The organism is Rhizobium jaguaris, assembly GCF_003627755.1.
In the GTDB taxonomy this organism is placed as follows: Bacteria; Pseudomonadota; Alphaproteobacteria; order Rhizobiales; family Rhizobiaceae; genus Rhizobium; species Rhizobium jaguaris.
This window is the reverse complement of sequence record NZ_CP032695.1, coordinates 838,335-851,436: the sequence shown is the minus strand read 5'-3', so window position 1 is coordinate 851,436 and position 13,102 is coordinate 838,335. Positions and strand designations below refer to the sequence as shown.

Below are 13,102 nucleotides of genomic sequence, written 5' to 3'. Positions count from 1 at the left end.
CATCGGACTAAATTTATTCGCGGGGCGATCCATATCAAACCTACAGGGTGCCCAAATACGTCGATGCCGCGGCTGAAGGAATTTTTCGCCCAGACCGTTTGAGTGCCGCATATTGCACACATGCAACACGCAGGCTGCCAGGGCGACAGCCTGCTTTTCTTCATTCAGATGAGGGTGCGCCGATTCATGATCGTAGCGGCGCTTCCACGTCGGAATAGGCCTGGACGGCATCGGGCAGCCTTGCCCCAGCCACCTTGATCGCCGCCACCGAGGCATTCAGCTCCGCGATTTCAGCAACCGAGAGGCGGATCGACGGCGCACCGGCATTCTCGAGCATGTGCGGCATTTGCGTGGTGCCAGGAATGGGTACAATCCACGGCTTTTGCGCCATCAGCCAGGCCAGAGCGATCTGGCCGGGTTGGGCCTGCTTCCGCTCCGCCCATGTCCTGACCAGCTGCACCAGGGCAAGGTTCGGGGAAATATTCTCCGGGGTGAAACGATCTTCGACACTACGAATATCGCCCGGGGCGAACCGCGTCCGGTCGTCAATCGCGCCGGTCAGGAAGCCGACGCCAAGCGGGCTCCAAGGCACGAAGCCGATACCGAGTTCCTCGCAGACCGGGATTGCGCCGGTCTCGGGACCACGCCATAACATCGAATACTCGCTCTGCACCGCCGTCAGCGGCAAGGCTTTGTGGGCGCGGCGCAGCGTCTGCAAACCCATTTCCGACAGGCCCCAGTGCAGCACTTTGCCTTCGGCCATCAGGTCCTTGACGGCGCCGGCGACGTCCTCGATCGGCACCTGCGGATCCACCCGGTGCTGGTAGAGCAGGTCGACACGGTCGGTTTTCAGGCGTTGAAGCATGCCTTCGACCGCCAGCTTGATGTGTTCGGGCCGGCTGTTGAGGCCGGGATGCCGTTCACCGGTCTTGAGATCGATGTTCCAGCCGAATTTCGAGGTGATCACGACATTATCGCGAAAGGAGGCGATGCCTTCGCCGAGGATCCGCTCGACCTCGTGCGGGCCGTACGCTTCGGCCGCGTCGAAGAAGGTGATGCCACGGTCAAAGGCGGCTTGAATGATGCGGTGCATCTCGGTTCGCGTGGGGATCGTGGTCTGGTAGGTCCGGCTCATGTTCTGCACGCCGATCCCGATGCTCGAGACCTCGAGCGAGCCGAGCTTGCGACGGCCGATTTCCCAGCCCGCCGTCGCAGCAGTGACCTGTTCGGTAGCCGCCTGGGCCTGGGCGCCGCTGACATTGGCGGCGGCAGCCAGCGTTCCGGCTGCCAGCAGCAGGTTACGGCGGTTCAGTTCCACTCCCTGGGTCATATCATCATCCTTTTGTTGCTAGATGGTGGGCGGGTCGGGCGCTTACGCCGCGGCCCGCCGGCGACATTGCAGGGCCTGGAGAATAATCAGCCCGTAGTGGCCGATCACGGCGGCGAGGCCGGCAATTGCGCCGAGGCGGAGGAAGAAGCCCGTGGCATCTTCATTGAAGTCCCAGAACACGATGGTCGGGACGAGCAACAGCCGTGAGGCAATATCCAGCCCGAGGAAGCTCAAGACCCCGAGCATGGCAACGCCAGCCGCGAGGATCCTCAGCACGACGCGTCGGGCCTGGCTCAGGCGCGTGATCCCGGCGAGCCGTGCGGCAACGCCCATGATGACCGGCCAATGCATGCCGAGGTGGATCGCGGCGATGATGACGCCCCAATAGGCGGCGAGGATATGGAGATCGCGCGCCGTCGGGCCGCCGATAAACAGGAACCCGAACAGGGACCGCGAGATCAGCAGGCTGGTGATCAGCAGGGCGACCATGGTGGCGGCGAGCGTGAAGTTGAGCACCAGTGTCGCCACCGGCATCGGCTGTCGCCGGGTCCGGGGAAGGCTCCCCCACCAGCGGCGATTGAAAATGTTGTGCAGCACGAGCAGCGCGAACATGGCCGTGCCGACCAGCTCATGGGTCCGGTTGTCCAGCCACCAGTAGGCCATCGCGACCATCAGCAGACCGACCGCGAGGAAATCCAGCACCAGGCGCAGCAGGAGGAACGGGCTCATGGGCGTGCCCTATTCCATGGCCGCGCCATCGAACGCGCCGAGCGCGTCGAAAGTATAGAGGTAGTTCCGTTCCGCCCGGGCCGTGTGGCAGGACTGGCAGCGGGCGGTGTTCTCGTCCATGTTGATCGACTCGTCCGCCCAGAACCATTGAAATTGCCAGTCGGCAGTGCGGCGAACCTCGTCGTAATCGTTGCCCCAGCCGGGACCCTTCTGCATCACGAAATAGCGGTAGACCTTGCCGTCGCGGTAATCGACGAGCACAAAATGCGTGCCATCGGGGATCGGCTGGCCGTTCTTGACGGCCGCAAGGGCTTCCGACGTAGTGAGGATATGCTCGGTGACTTCGCCGCGCCGGATCGTGGTGTAGTGCACGAGCTTGTCCAGGTCGGCCGGGAACTCGACGCGGTTGGATTCGGCGTGAGCCGCCCAGCCAGCGACGGAAAAGAGAAGTGCGAGAACGAAGCGGCGGAAGCTCATGTGCTCAAACCCTGTCAGAATAGCGGTGATGACAAGGTAGGCGACAACACAGCCGGGCATTAGACGCCGGAAACCGCATGAAGCTATTAGGTCTGCTTATTAATCATGGGTTGTTGATTAGCCGCAATGCGGCAATCATTCGCGGTAGCGCAGCGCCTCGATGACGACGGCGAACGCTGGCGACGCATGCCTGCGGTTTGGATAATAAAGGTGGTAGCCTGGGAACGGTTCGCACCAGTCTCCGAGCACCCGCTCCAAGCCCTTGCCGTCGAAATACGGTGACGCCTGGTCCTCCGGCAGGTAGGCAAGGCCGAGGCCCGCCAGCGCCGCATCGAGTCGCATGGCGATGTTGTTGAAGGTCAGCTGGCCGTCGACCCGGACCTTGAGTTCCCGGCCGCCATGCTCGAACTCCCAGGGGAAAATCCCGCCATGGGTCGGCAGGCGCATGTTGATGCAGTTGTGCCGGGTGAGATCCTGCGGCGTCTCGGGCCGCCCATAACGTTCAAGATAGTCCGGGGACCCCACGACGGCCATGCGCATGTCGCCGCTGACCTTGACCGCGATCATGTCCTTGGCGACCTGTTCACCCAGACGGATGCCGGCATCGTAGCGTTCGGCGACGATGTCGGTCAGCCCATAGTCGACAATGACTTCGACGTGGACGTCCGGATATCGCGGCGCCAGCCGGCGGATGGCCGGCGCCAGGATGGAAATCGCGGCGTGTTCTCCGGCTGTGATACGGACCGTGCCCGAAGGCTTGTCCCGCAACTCACTGATGGCGGCCAGTTCGGCGTTGATCTCTTCGAAATGCGGCCCGAGTGACATCCTAAGCCGCTCGCCTGCCTCGGTTGGAGAGACGCTGCGCGTGGTGCGCATCAGCAGACGGATGCCCAGCCGCTCCTCAAGGCCGCGCACGGTCTGGCTCAGAGCCGACTGGGACACGCCGAGCTTGGCCGCCGCTTTCGTGAAACTTTGTTCGCGCGCCACCGTCAGGAAGGCCACGAGATCGTTGAGATTTGCCTGCGTCACTCATTAGTCCGTCTAATAGGTCCATGCGGATTATAGCAGCTAATCGAAAGCGTCGGCAAACGCTACATTCAGAGCACCAGATCAGGAGCGGCCCAGCGAACCAGCCGGAAAGCACCCATGCCGCATACATCCCATTCCACCGCAGCACCCCGTAAGGACGCGATCCTTGCCATTATCCTGGTGAATTAGGTGATGATCGAGAACAAAAAATCAGGAGAAACGCAATGAAAACACGTAAACTTGGAACTTTGGAAGTGTCCGCCTTGGGGCTCGGCTGCATGAGCATGAGCTCAGCCTATGGGCCCGCGGCGGACACGACCGAAATGGTCAAGCTCATTCGTGCGGCCCATGACCGTGGGGTCACGTTCTTCGATACCGCCGAAGCCTATGGCCCGTTCGTCAACGAGGACCTGGTCGGCGAAGCCCTCGCCCCGATCCGCGACCAGGTGGTGATTGCCACCAAGTTCGGCTTCGATATCGACCTCGACACCGGCGCGCGCACCGGCGGCACCAATAGCCGCCCCGAGCACATCAAGGCGGTGGCCGAGGCCAGCCTCAAGCGCCTAAAGACCGATCGCATCGATATTCTCTACCAGCACCGCGTCGATCCGAACGTGCCGATCGAGGACGTCGCCGGCGCCATCAAGGACTTGGTCGCGGCAGGCAAGGTCAAGCATTACGGCCTGTCGGAAGCAGGCATCAGCACGATCCGCCGCGCCCACGCCGTTCACCCGCTTACCGCCGTGCAGAGCGAATATTCGCTGTTCTGGCGCGGCCCGGAAGCGGAGCTGCTGCCCACGCTCGAGGAACTCGACATCGGTTTCGTGCCGTTCAGCCCGCTCGGCGCCGGCTTCCTTACCGGCAAGATCGACGAGAACACCAAGTTTGACCCGACCGACTTCCGCAACCATGTGCCGCGGTTCTCGCATGAGGCGCGCAAGGCCAACATGGCGTTGGTCGACATTGCCAAGGCTGTGGCCGAACGCAAGGGTGCCACGCCGGCTCAAGTCGCGCTGGCCTGGCTACTTACGCAAAAGCCATGGATCGTCCCCATTCCGGGCACGACCAAGCTGCACCGCCTCGAAGAGAACCTCGGCGCGGTCGAGCTCGAGATCACCGCGGACGACCTCGCAGAGATTGCCGCCGGGCTGGCGAAGGTGGAGGTGCAGGGTGAACGTCTGCCGGAAGCCGTACTCAAAATGACAGGCCTTTAAGATGCCGGAGAGACTTATCCCAGACAACAAGCCAACCATCACGCGGCGGGAAGGGCTCAGGGGAGCGCTCCTCCTCGGCATGACCGCCGGTCTCGCCGCGGCCGGAGATCCGGCTAACGCCCAGGCCTCCGGCCAAAGCAAGGTGCTGGTCGCCTATCTCACGCGCTCCGGCAACACTCGTGTCATCGCGGGCCAGATCAGCCGGGCACTTGAGGCAGACCTGTTTGAGATCGAAACCGCCAAGCCTTACCCGGCCGACTATAGGCAAACGGTCGCCCAGGCGGAGAAAGAGCGGCAGGAGGACTTCGAGCCGCCGCTCAAGGCGACGGTTGCGAACCTTCAGGCCTATGACACTGTCTTTTTGGGCTTTCCGGTCTGGGGCGAAACCGCCCCATCGGTCATCCGCTCCTTCCTGAGCAAGCACGACTTATCCGGCAAGACGGTTCGACCCTTCATCACCTACGGCGGCTATGGTGTCGGGTCGAGCCTCGCCGTGCTTGCCGCCCATTCGCCGGGCGCACGCATCGAGCCGCCTTTCGTCATGGAAGCGGACCAGGAACGGCGAACGCTGGAAACAGTCACATCGTGGCTTGGAGGTCTTCCCACGATCAAATGACAGAGTTTGGACAGAACAACACTCGAGTTGACTGAGGCTGACAGTTGGCAACTATACCGTCGGCGCGCGATACCGCAGAGCCTCGACGAGCAGAGCAAACGCCGGGGAGGATTGCCGGCGGGTCGGATAATAGAGGTGATAACCTTCCCAGTACGGGCACCAGTCGTCGAGCGCGCGCCGCAGACGGCCCGTCTCGAGGTGTGGTGTAGCCATTGTCTCGGGTATAAAGGCCAGCCCAAACCCGTCGAGTGCAGCATTGAGTACCTGGAAAATCCCGTTGAACACCAGCTGGCCGTCGACGCGGACGCGCAGCTCCTGCCCGTCCTTTTCAAATTCCCAAGCATAGGTATTGCCATAGGTCGGCAGGCGGAGGTTGATGCAACGATGGCCGGTCAGGTCCTGCGGCACGACCGGCGCGGGATACCGCGCGAAATACGCCGGCGAGCCCACGACGGCGAACCGTGAATCACCGGTAAGCGGCACGGCGATCATGTCTTTTGCGACGACACCGCCGAGCCGTACCCCGGCGTCGTAGCCGGCGGCCGCGATGTCGGTCATGGCGTAGTCGATGGTGATTTCCACCTTGATATCCGGATATCTCTCCAGGAAGGGCGCTAGTTTCGGCCAGATGATGTAATCCACGGTGAAGTCGATCGCCGAGATGCGGAAGGTGCCCGCCGGTTTGTCGCGCAGCTCGCGCATCGCTTCCAGCTCGGCGCGGATGTCGTCCAGGCGCGGGCCGGCGGTCTGCAGCAGCCGTTCCCCGGCCTCAGTCGGCGACACGCTGCGCGTGGTCCGGATCAGCAGCCGGACGCCGAGCCGGTCTTCCAGGGCGCGGATGGTCTGGCTCAGCGTCGGCTGCGCTATTCCCAGTTTGGCGGCCGCCCGCGTGAAACTCCGCTCGCGCGCGACTGTTAGGAATTCCGTCAATCCGTCGAGTTCGTCGGCCATTTATTGGCTCTGCCTATAAGTTCATTTGGATTATAGCATCTAATCAAATGGCTCGGCAGAGGTTAAATTTCCCTCACGAGATCAAGCCCGGGCCTGGCGCCAGGGCATCAACAGAAAGAAACGACTATGAATATTACCCGTAACGGCTCCCAGCCTTCCGGCAAGGGACCTTCTGACTGGTTCACCGGCACCGTCCGCATCGATCCTCTCTTCCAAGCCAACGACGCGCGGCGTGGCGCATCGGCACTGGTCACCTTCGAACCCGGAGCCCGCACCGCCTGGCACACCCATCCGCTCGGCCAGACCCTGATCGTCACCGCCGGCCTTGGCCTGGTCCAGCGCGAAGGCGGCCCGGTCGAGGAAATTCGCCCCGGCGACGTGGTGTGGTTCGAACCCGGTGAAAAGCATTGGCACGGGGCCGCACCCAAGAACGCCATGAGCCATATCGCCATCCAGGAAAATCTCGACGGCAAGGTCGTCGACTGGATGGAACAGGTCACTGATGAACAATACGGCGCGTGATCGCCGCTCAAACTAGAACTCGGAGAATGACCATGATCAAGGATAAAGTAGTGATTATCACCGGTGCCTCGTCGGGCATCGGCGAGGCAACCGCCAAGCTGCTCGCCGAGAAAGGCGCCAAGGTCGTGCTTGGCGCTCGGCGCGAAGACAACCTCAAGGCTCTCACCAAGGCGATCGACCGGGACGGCGGACAGGCCGTCTACCAGGTGCTGAACGTGACGAACCCGTCCGAAAACGACGCCATCGTAAAGCTCGCCAGGGAAACCTTCGGCCGCGTCGATGCGATCTTCCTGAACGCCGGCCTGATGCCGAGTTCGCCCGTTTCTGCGTTGAAGACCGACGAATGGGACAAGATGGTGGACGTGAACATCAAGGGCGTGCTCCACGGCGTCGCGGCCGTCATGCCGACATTCGTCGCCCAGAAGTCCGGGCACATCATCGCCACCTCGTCGGTTGCGGGACTGAAGGCCTATCCGAACGGTGCGGTCTACGGCGGCACCAAATGGTTCGTGCGCAACTTCATGGAAGTCCTGCGCATGGAATCGGCCATGGAAGGGACGAACATCCGCACCGCGACGATCTACCCCGCCGCAATCAACACCGGATTGCTGGACACCATCACCGACAAGGGCGCGTCCGACGCGATGCGCGGGCTATATGCCAAGTTTGGCATTTCTCCGGACCGCATTGCCGACATCGTCGCCTTTGCGCTCGACCTGCCAGCGGACACCACGGTCAACGAGTTCACCGTCGGCCCGGCCAATCAACCTTGGTAAGAGACAGCTACCATGCCCCACATCATCGTCAAAATGTATGCAGGCCGGTCCGAGGCTGAGAAATCCGCCTTGGCCGAGGAGATCACCCGCGCCGTCACCAAAACGCTCGGCTATGGCCCGAATTCCGTATCGGTTGGCATCGAGGATGTCGCGCCGAAGGATTGGGCCGAGAACGTCTTCAAGCCAGACATCACCGGCAAGGCGGCGACCCTCTACAAGCAGCCCGGATACAAGCTGTCCGACCTATAAACCATGACAACTGCTCTTTCCGTCTCCTCCGCCAGGGAGTCAGTGACCGTCGCCCTGCTGCCGATCATGGCGGTGGTGCTGGTCGCCTTCCTGGTCATCGGGCTCGGCCTGCCGGTGCTGCCCCTGCATGTCCACACCACGCTTGGCTTCGGCACGCTGATCGTCGGCGTCGTTACCGGCAGCCAGTTTGTGGCATCGTTGCTGTCGCGCTTCTGGTCCGGCCGAACCTGCGACACCCACGGGCCGAAAGTGGCCGTCATCGCCGGTCTGGCCGCGGCTTCGGCATCCGGCCTCATCTATGGCCTGTCCCTCTATATCGCGAACCCCACCGTCTCGGTCATCGCGCTGATTGCCGGCCGCGCGCTGCTCGGGGCTGCGGAGAGCATCGTCATCACCGGCGCGACCGTCTGGGGGCTCAGTCGCGCAGGCGCGGCCAGCGCCGGCAAAGTGATCGCTTGGATGGGTACGGCTATGTTCGCGGCCTTTGCGATCAGCGCGCCGATCGGCGTCGTTGTTTACAGCCGCGCCGGCTTTGCCGGGATCGCGGCGATCACGACGCTTGCCCCAGTCCTGACCCTTTTGGTCGTATGGCCGCTTCGCGGCGTGATCCCCGACCGCAAAAACGCAGCCAGCATGTTCTCGGTCATCAGCAAGATCTGGGCTCCCGGCCTCGGCGCGGCACTCAGCAGCATCGGCTTTGGCGTCATTGTCTCGTTTGCCTCACTCCTGTTTGCCAGCCATGGATGGATGCCGGTCTGGCTGGCCTTCAGCTCCTATGCCGTGGCTCTGATCCTGGCGCGGCTGCTGTTCGGCCACCTGCCCGACAAAGTCGGCGGCGCACGGGTCGCGCTGGCATGCGCGATCGTCGAGGCTTCCGGTCTGGCCATCATGGGGTTGTCGTCTTCGGTCGTGCCGGCAGCGGTCGGTGCGGCGTTGACCGGGCTCGGTTATGCCCTCGTCTTTCCGGGCCTCGGCGTAGAAGCCGTGAAGCGGGCGCCGCCTGCAAGCCGCGGAATAGCCATGGGTGCCTATACCGCCTGCCTCGACCTGGCGCTGGGAGTGTCAGGACCGTTGCTCGGTCTGATCGCCGGTCATTCGGGTTTCAGCGCGGTGTTTCTCGTCGCCGCAATCTGCGTGCTGTGTGTTGTGCCAATAGCGCTACGGCTAAAGTAGAGGGGTTCACCCTCTCGCCTCCACTACTCAGCCTGGGCAGTGGAGCACGGCTGCAGCATGATCCGCGACAAGGAGGTGCCGTCGGTGTGACATCGCGACCCTAGAATGATCAAGCAGTTTAGCGCGGCCTGTTCAAAGTTTGGTTAGGCGCAGAAGTTCCGGACACTGGCCGTCGTGTTTGCAGTTGAAGGGATGTGAACCGACGACATCCTGGCCTTGTTTAGCTAAGCCGCTGTTTGTGTGAAGCTCTTTTGGCATAAGACGAAAGGCACCGTAACGTTAACTGAGCATCGACCGAAATGTGGGATCTGGTGGCATGACCAAGTTTGCCCGTGATCCTCTCTACCGCCGGCATCGATTTCCAACCGACGTGATTGCCCATGCGGTTTGGCTCTATTTTCGGTTCCCACTCAGCCTGCGTATGGTTGAAGATATGCTGGCAGTACGTGGGGTCATTGTTTCGCACCAGACGGTGAGGCTATGGGCGGAGAAGTTCGGTCGACATTTCGCCAATGATATTCGCAGGCGTTCGGCCGGCAGGCTCGGTGACAAATGGTACCTTGATGAGGTTGTGATCATGATCGCCGGCAAGAAACATTGGCTCTGGCGCGCCGTAGATCAGGAGGGTTTCGTCCTTGACGTCCTCGTCCAGAGCCGGCGCAATGCCAAGGCTGCAAAGCATTTGATGCGAAAGCTCATGAAAGGACAAGGCCGTTCGCCGCGTGTGATGATCACCGACAAGCTTCGATCCTATAATGCGGCGAAGCGGGAGATCATGCCCGGCGTCGAGCATCGCTCGCACAAAGGCCTGAACAATCGGGCTGAAGACTCACATCAGCCAACTCGAAGGCGAGAAAGGATCATGAAGCGCTTCAAGTCAGCGAGGCATGTTCAACGTTTCGTTTCCATCCACGATCCGATTGCCAACCTCTTTCATATCCCCCGAAACGACATCCCATCCATCGATCATCGACGGCTGCGAACAATCGCGATGGACACCTGGCATCAGATCGCACGCCTTCGCCCCGTCTAAATCAAAGCGCTAATCCCAGCTCCCGTCTTCGTAGCGTTAAGTTTACAGTGCCGCCATGGGTCGTCCAATTTCTCGCAGGTTAGGGACTGCATTCCAAAGACGCTTCTAGTCTTTGGCTGCGGCAAGCGAAGCAGCGATATCGGCAATGGAGCGAAACAGGATCAATGGGTCATCCTTGGAAAGTCCGAAACCTCGCCGACGCCAAAACTCAGCGGCCTCCTCGTCGACGGCATTGACCATCAAGGCCCGTCCCCCGACCAAGGCGGCGGCCTCGACACAGCGCTCCAGGGCATGCTTTACGAGACCTGCGCCAATGCCTCGCCCTGCCCAATTGCTATCCGTTGCGAGTTGACCGAGAAGTAGGCAAGGAACCGGATCCGGTGGTTGCCCGGTACGGATTGCGCGGGGCAGTATCGCAGGAACCACTGCGGTCGGCGCAAGACCATAATATCCAACTACCCGCCCTACCTCATGGACAACGAGAACCGCCGTGAAGCCTTTTTGCTGTTTGGAGAGCGCACGCGTTTTCAGCCAGTGATCGAGTGTGGGTTTACCGCAGGAGAAGTCGGAAATATCATGCGTGGCATTGAGGAGTCCGGGAGCCGATAGCGACACGTCTCACCGCTTCGCCACGTAGCCTGGCTCGCAAGGGGCGGGTCGCTGGGCCAACTTCACCATCTCAGGAACTGAAGTTGCCGGACGTGATAACACTTCCATAAAATCAGCAAATCCTTCGGAGCTCATGCGAACGAGCCCCTGCTCCATCACCACCTGCTCGGCCGCGCGTACGGCGGCGTCTCGAACGAAATCGGTGCGCGAGCGGCCCCGTAGGCTGGCCGCGCGATCAATCATTGCGACGTCTGCAGCGGGCAGACGCATAGCGATCGGGTATTCCTTGCGTTTGGGGGTGCCGGCCATGGCTAATCTCCTTGTACGGAAGAAAATATCTGGTATCGCTAAATGCAATACAAACCTTGCTACCGACAAAGGGACAATCAGGCACGCTGCCGGATTCCCGGAGCCCGACGCGCTGATTTCGCCGCAACGCTTAGGATTTCCCGGACATTCAACCCTGTGCCCGTGGAGGGCGCTTCATAGTCAAAAGCTCCGTCACATCATGCAGGTCATCTTCCGAGGAGATGGCAACTGTGAGCCATTTCCCGTCAATGTAGGTTTTCGCTTGATCGTAGAGCTTGACCAGATGCGGACGCCAGACATAACGCCGCTCTTCGAACTTCTCTCGTTCCGCTCTCCCCAAGACCACCACGGCCGAAAACATCCTATATTCCGGCAGCAAGGTGCAGAAAGCCTTGGTCTTCTTGTAGCGCAGGGACCAACCGCGTTTCTTGCCACCATAGAGCCAATCCGGCGCGAAAACACCGGGGTAGAATTCCTCGATCCAGTTCCGCAGTTCGGTCCAATGCTCGAACGCCTCCGGCCCGATCCAGTCGCAGACGGCGATGTCATCGGGCGGTGGTAATTTGTCGGTGATCCTGTCGCCGATCTGCGGGGTCGTCTCGCGATCAGCGACTGCTACTGTCGTACCACTAGATAAAGTCATCGAAATTCCTCCTGTCCACGGTCCGGCGGGACGCCGGCCGGTTATGACATTTGCGCGCCCAACGATTTGTGGCCCGCCTTTGGAAAGCTCCCGGCGCACAGCCCTTCAGAGCAGAGCTGTGGAGACAGAGACGCACCAGTGTGCCCGGCACCCAGCTTGCTCACTATGCCGATCACCCTCCCCGCGCGTGTCGGAGCCCGCGACGGTCAGGCACGGGATCCCACAGCTCGCCGTCGCCACCGACGAGAACCTGCACCCGCCTGGAGGCGATGAGGAATTTGCGATCATCGCGGACGCTCTGGATCCTCGCGCTGAATGGGCGCTGAACTCCAAGCGAGGCGTCGGCGCAGACCGCAAGCGCAACGACATTGTCTGGTGGAGAGCACTTGGCCGCGTGGGCGTACGAGACGTCGGGTGCTTCTTTGGTCTGCATGTCAGACCTCCTGACTTCGGATCGCTCGACGGAATGCTGATTTGAGCCCCCACAGGCGAGCGGGCGACAATACGTCGAAACTTGGATCTTTAAGGGACTAAAGGGAAATCACCTTTCGCCATGGAGTCGATAGCCGACCGTTATCGGAAAGAGGCTTGGGACGCGACGGAGCGACTGCGGCGCTTCCCAGACGAGGACTACCAGAGCCGAGCGGTCAGTGGCCGCGAAGACCTGTTCACGTGCCTACAACCATCATAACGCACGGCTATCGACTCCATGGCGTGACGTCACTTCCCACTCGCCGCGGACAGTCCCATGCTTATGGGCCCATGCTGATGGGCGTGAGCGGCAACCTTTCGCTGCCGCTGCGATACTCAAACAAAGGTTCACAATCAGGAGACTACAAATGTCAGTTCAGAAGCCGGTTCTAACCCCGCCTAACGGCGGCGCGACAGCGACCTCGAGCGGCGGTTCGAGCATCGAGATCAAAGTGGAGAGCAGCCAGTCCGGGGGCGAATATGGCGTTGTCCTGTGGACAGTGCGAGCCGGGGAGGAGCCGCCACTTCACACCCACTCGCTCGAGGACGAGCTAGTCTATGTGGTCCAGGGGCAGCTAATCGCACAGGTCGGCGATGCCCGCGTCGAAGTGGGGCCGGGTGCCTTCGCGGCTCTTCCCCGCGGTGTGCCGCATACGATCGAGGTGGTCGGCGACCAGGCGACCCTGCTGGCCAGCTTCGTGCCGGGTGGGCTGGAGCGCTTCTTGGTGCCCCAGAACGGCGAGCAGCCCGATCCAGCCGCTTTCGGCCTGACGTTCCCCTAGGACCGGGAACCGCGGAGCGCGGCGTTCGCGACCGCGCGCCCGCACGGGCCTGGTCGCCGGCCGCTCGCGACCACGCGAGATGATTGAGTCCAGGCGCCGGCCCGGTACGCCCAACAGCCTCAGCTTCGGACCAACTTGCGCATCGCTGCGGTAGCGCTGAAGTGCTTCAACGCGCCTCGTTGTCAGCAA

17 protein-coding genes are annotated in these 13,102 nt (G+C 61.7%); 9 read left to right on the top strand and 8 right to left on the bottom strand.

Going from position 1 to position 13,102, the window contains the following annotated elements:
* Positions 1-184: 184 nt before the first annotated feature.
* The 4 genes from CCGE525_RS26170 to CCGE525_RS26155 all read right to left on the bottom strand — a co-directional run bounded on the left by CCGE525_RS26170 (position 185) and on the right by CCGE525_RS26155 (position 3,565).
* The gene (locus CCGE525_RS26170; protein ID WP_120707223.1) at positions 185-1,330 is read right to left on the bottom strand and encodes an aldo/keto reductase; all 1,146 of its coding nucleotides are present in this window, start codon (positions 1,328-1,330) and stop codon (positions 185-187) included.
* 42 nt (positions 1,331-1,372) lie between these two features.
* Positions 1,373-2,059: a DUF4405 domain-containing protein gene (locus tag CCGE525_RS26165; protein WP_120707222.1), complete on the bottom strand. Its 687-nt coding sequence runs from the start codon at positions 2,057-2,059 to the stop codon at positions 1,373-1,375.
* 9 nt (positions 2,060-2,068) lie between these two features.
* Positions 2,069-2,536, bottom strand: a complete 468-nt coding sequence (locus CCGE525_RS26160) for a cytochrome P460 family protein (protein WP_120708634.1) — start codon at positions 2,534-2,536, stop codon at positions 2,069-2,071.
* 135 nt (positions 2,537-2,671) lie between these two features.
* A complete protein-coding gene (locus tag CCGE525_RS26155; protein WP_120707221.1) occupies positions 2,672-3,565 on the bottom strand; it encodes a LysR family transcriptional regulator in 894 nt (297 codons plus the stop codon).
* 224 nt (positions 3,566-3,789) lie between these two features.
* Between CCGE525_RS26155 and CCGE525_RS26150 the strand changes: the two genes are divergently transcribed.
* Positions 3,790-4,779, top strand: coding sequence for an aldo/keto reductase (locus CCGE525_RS26150; RefSeq protein WP_120707220.1), 990 nt, complete (start codon positions 3,790-3,792; stop codon positions 4,777-4,779).
* A gap of 1 nt (position 4,780) precedes the next feature.
* Positions 4,781-5,395, top strand: coding sequence for a flavodoxin (locus CCGE525_RS26145; RefSeq protein WP_245472305.1), 615 nt, complete (start codon positions 4,781-4,783; stop codon positions 5,393-5,395).
* 51 nt (positions 5,396-5,446) lie between these two features.
* Here CCGE525_RS26145 and CCGE525_RS26140 read toward each other — a convergent pair whose 3' ends face one another.
* Positions 5,447-6,346 carry a LysR family transcriptional regulator gene (locus CCGE525_RS26140; protein ID WP_120707219.1) on the bottom strand — a complete coding sequence of 300 codons (900 nt, stop codon included), beginning with the start codon at positions 6,344-6,346 and terminating at the stop codon, positions 5,447-5,449.
* 126 nt (positions 6,347-6,472) lie between these two features.
* Here CCGE525_RS26140 and CCGE525_RS26135 point away from each other — a divergent pair, with 126 nt between their 5' ends.
* The 5 genes from CCGE525_RS26135 to CCGE525_RS26115 all read left to right on the top strand — a co-directional run bounded on the left by CCGE525_RS26135 (position 6,473) and on the right by CCGE525_RS26115 (position 10,099).
* On the top strand, positions 6,473-6,868 hold the full coding sequence (locus CCGE525_RS26135; RefSeq protein ID WP_120707218.1) for a (R)-mandelonitrile lyase: 396 nt from the start codon (positions 6,473-6,475) through the stop codon (positions 6,866-6,868).
* A gap of 32 nt (positions 6,869-6,900) precedes the next feature.
* Positions 6,901-7,644, top strand: a complete 744-nt coding sequence (locus tag CCGE525_RS26130; protein WP_120707217.1) for an SDR family oxidoreductase — start codon at positions 6,901-6,903, stop codon at positions 7,642-7,644.
* 12 nt (positions 7,645-7,656) lie between these two features.
* Positions 7,657-7,893, top strand: a complete 237-nt coding sequence (locus CCGE525_RS26125) for a tautomerase family protein (RefSeq protein WP_120707216.1) — start codon at positions 7,657-7,659, stop codon at positions 7,891-7,893.
* A 3-nt stretch (positions 7,894-7,896) separates the two neighbouring features.
* A complete protein-coding gene (locus CCGE525_RS26120) occupies positions 7,897-9,066 on the top strand; it encodes an arabinose transporter (protein WP_120707215.1) in 1,170 nt (389 codons plus the stop codon).
* Between the two features lie 316 nt (positions 9,067-9,382).
* Positions 9,383-10,099 carry an IS6 family transposase gene (locus CCGE525_RS26115; RefSeq protein ID WP_120707214.1) on the top strand — a complete coding sequence of 239 codons (717 nt, stop codon included), beginning with the start codon at positions 9,383-9,385 and terminating at the stop codon, positions 10,097-10,099.
* Positions 10,100-10,204: 105 nt separating this feature from the next.
* On the opposite strand, the gene CCGE525_RS26110 is transcribed toward CCGE525_RS26115, so the two are convergent.
* The 3 genes from CCGE525_RS26110 to CCGE525_RS26100 all read right to left on the bottom strand — a co-directional run bounded on the left by CCGE525_RS26110 (position 10,205) and on the right by CCGE525_RS26100 (position 11,660).
* The gene (locus CCGE525_RS26110; protein WP_120707213.1) at positions 10,205-10,714 is read right to left on the bottom strand and encodes a GNAT family N-acetyltransferase; all 510 of its coding nucleotides are present in this window, start codon (positions 10,712-10,714) and stop codon (positions 10,205-10,207) included.
* Between the two features lie 3 nt (positions 10,715-10,717).
* Positions 10,718-11,017 carry a type II toxin-antitoxin system TacA family antitoxin gene (locus tag CCGE525_RS26105; protein ID WP_120707212.1) on the bottom strand — a complete coding sequence of 100 codons (300 nt, stop codon included), beginning with the start codon at positions 11,015-11,017 and terminating at the stop codon, positions 10,718-10,720.
* A gap of 148 nt (positions 11,018-11,165) precedes the next feature.
* A complete protein-coding gene (locus tag CCGE525_RS26100) occupies positions 11,166-11,660 on the bottom strand; it encodes a DUF3788 domain-containing protein (protein WP_120707211.1) in 495 nt (164 codons plus the stop codon).
* Positions 11,661-11,847: 187 nt separating this feature from the next.
* Here CCGE525_RS26100 and CCGE525_RS38480 point away from each other — a divergent pair, with 187 nt between their 5' ends.
* Positions 11,848-12,138, top strand: a complete 291-nt coding sequence (locus CCGE525_RS38480; RefSeq protein WP_162950317.1) for a hypothetical protein — start codon at positions 11,848-11,850, stop codon at positions 12,136-12,138.
* A gap of 361 nt (positions 12,139-12,499) precedes the next feature.
* Positions 12,500-12,913 carry a cupin domain-containing protein gene (locus CCGE525_RS26090; RefSeq protein WP_120707209.1) on the top strand — a complete coding sequence of 138 codons (414 nt, stop codon included), beginning with the start codon at positions 12,500-12,502 and terminating at the stop codon, positions 12,911-12,913.
* The last annotated feature ends 189 nt before the right edge of the window (positions 12,914-13,102 follow it).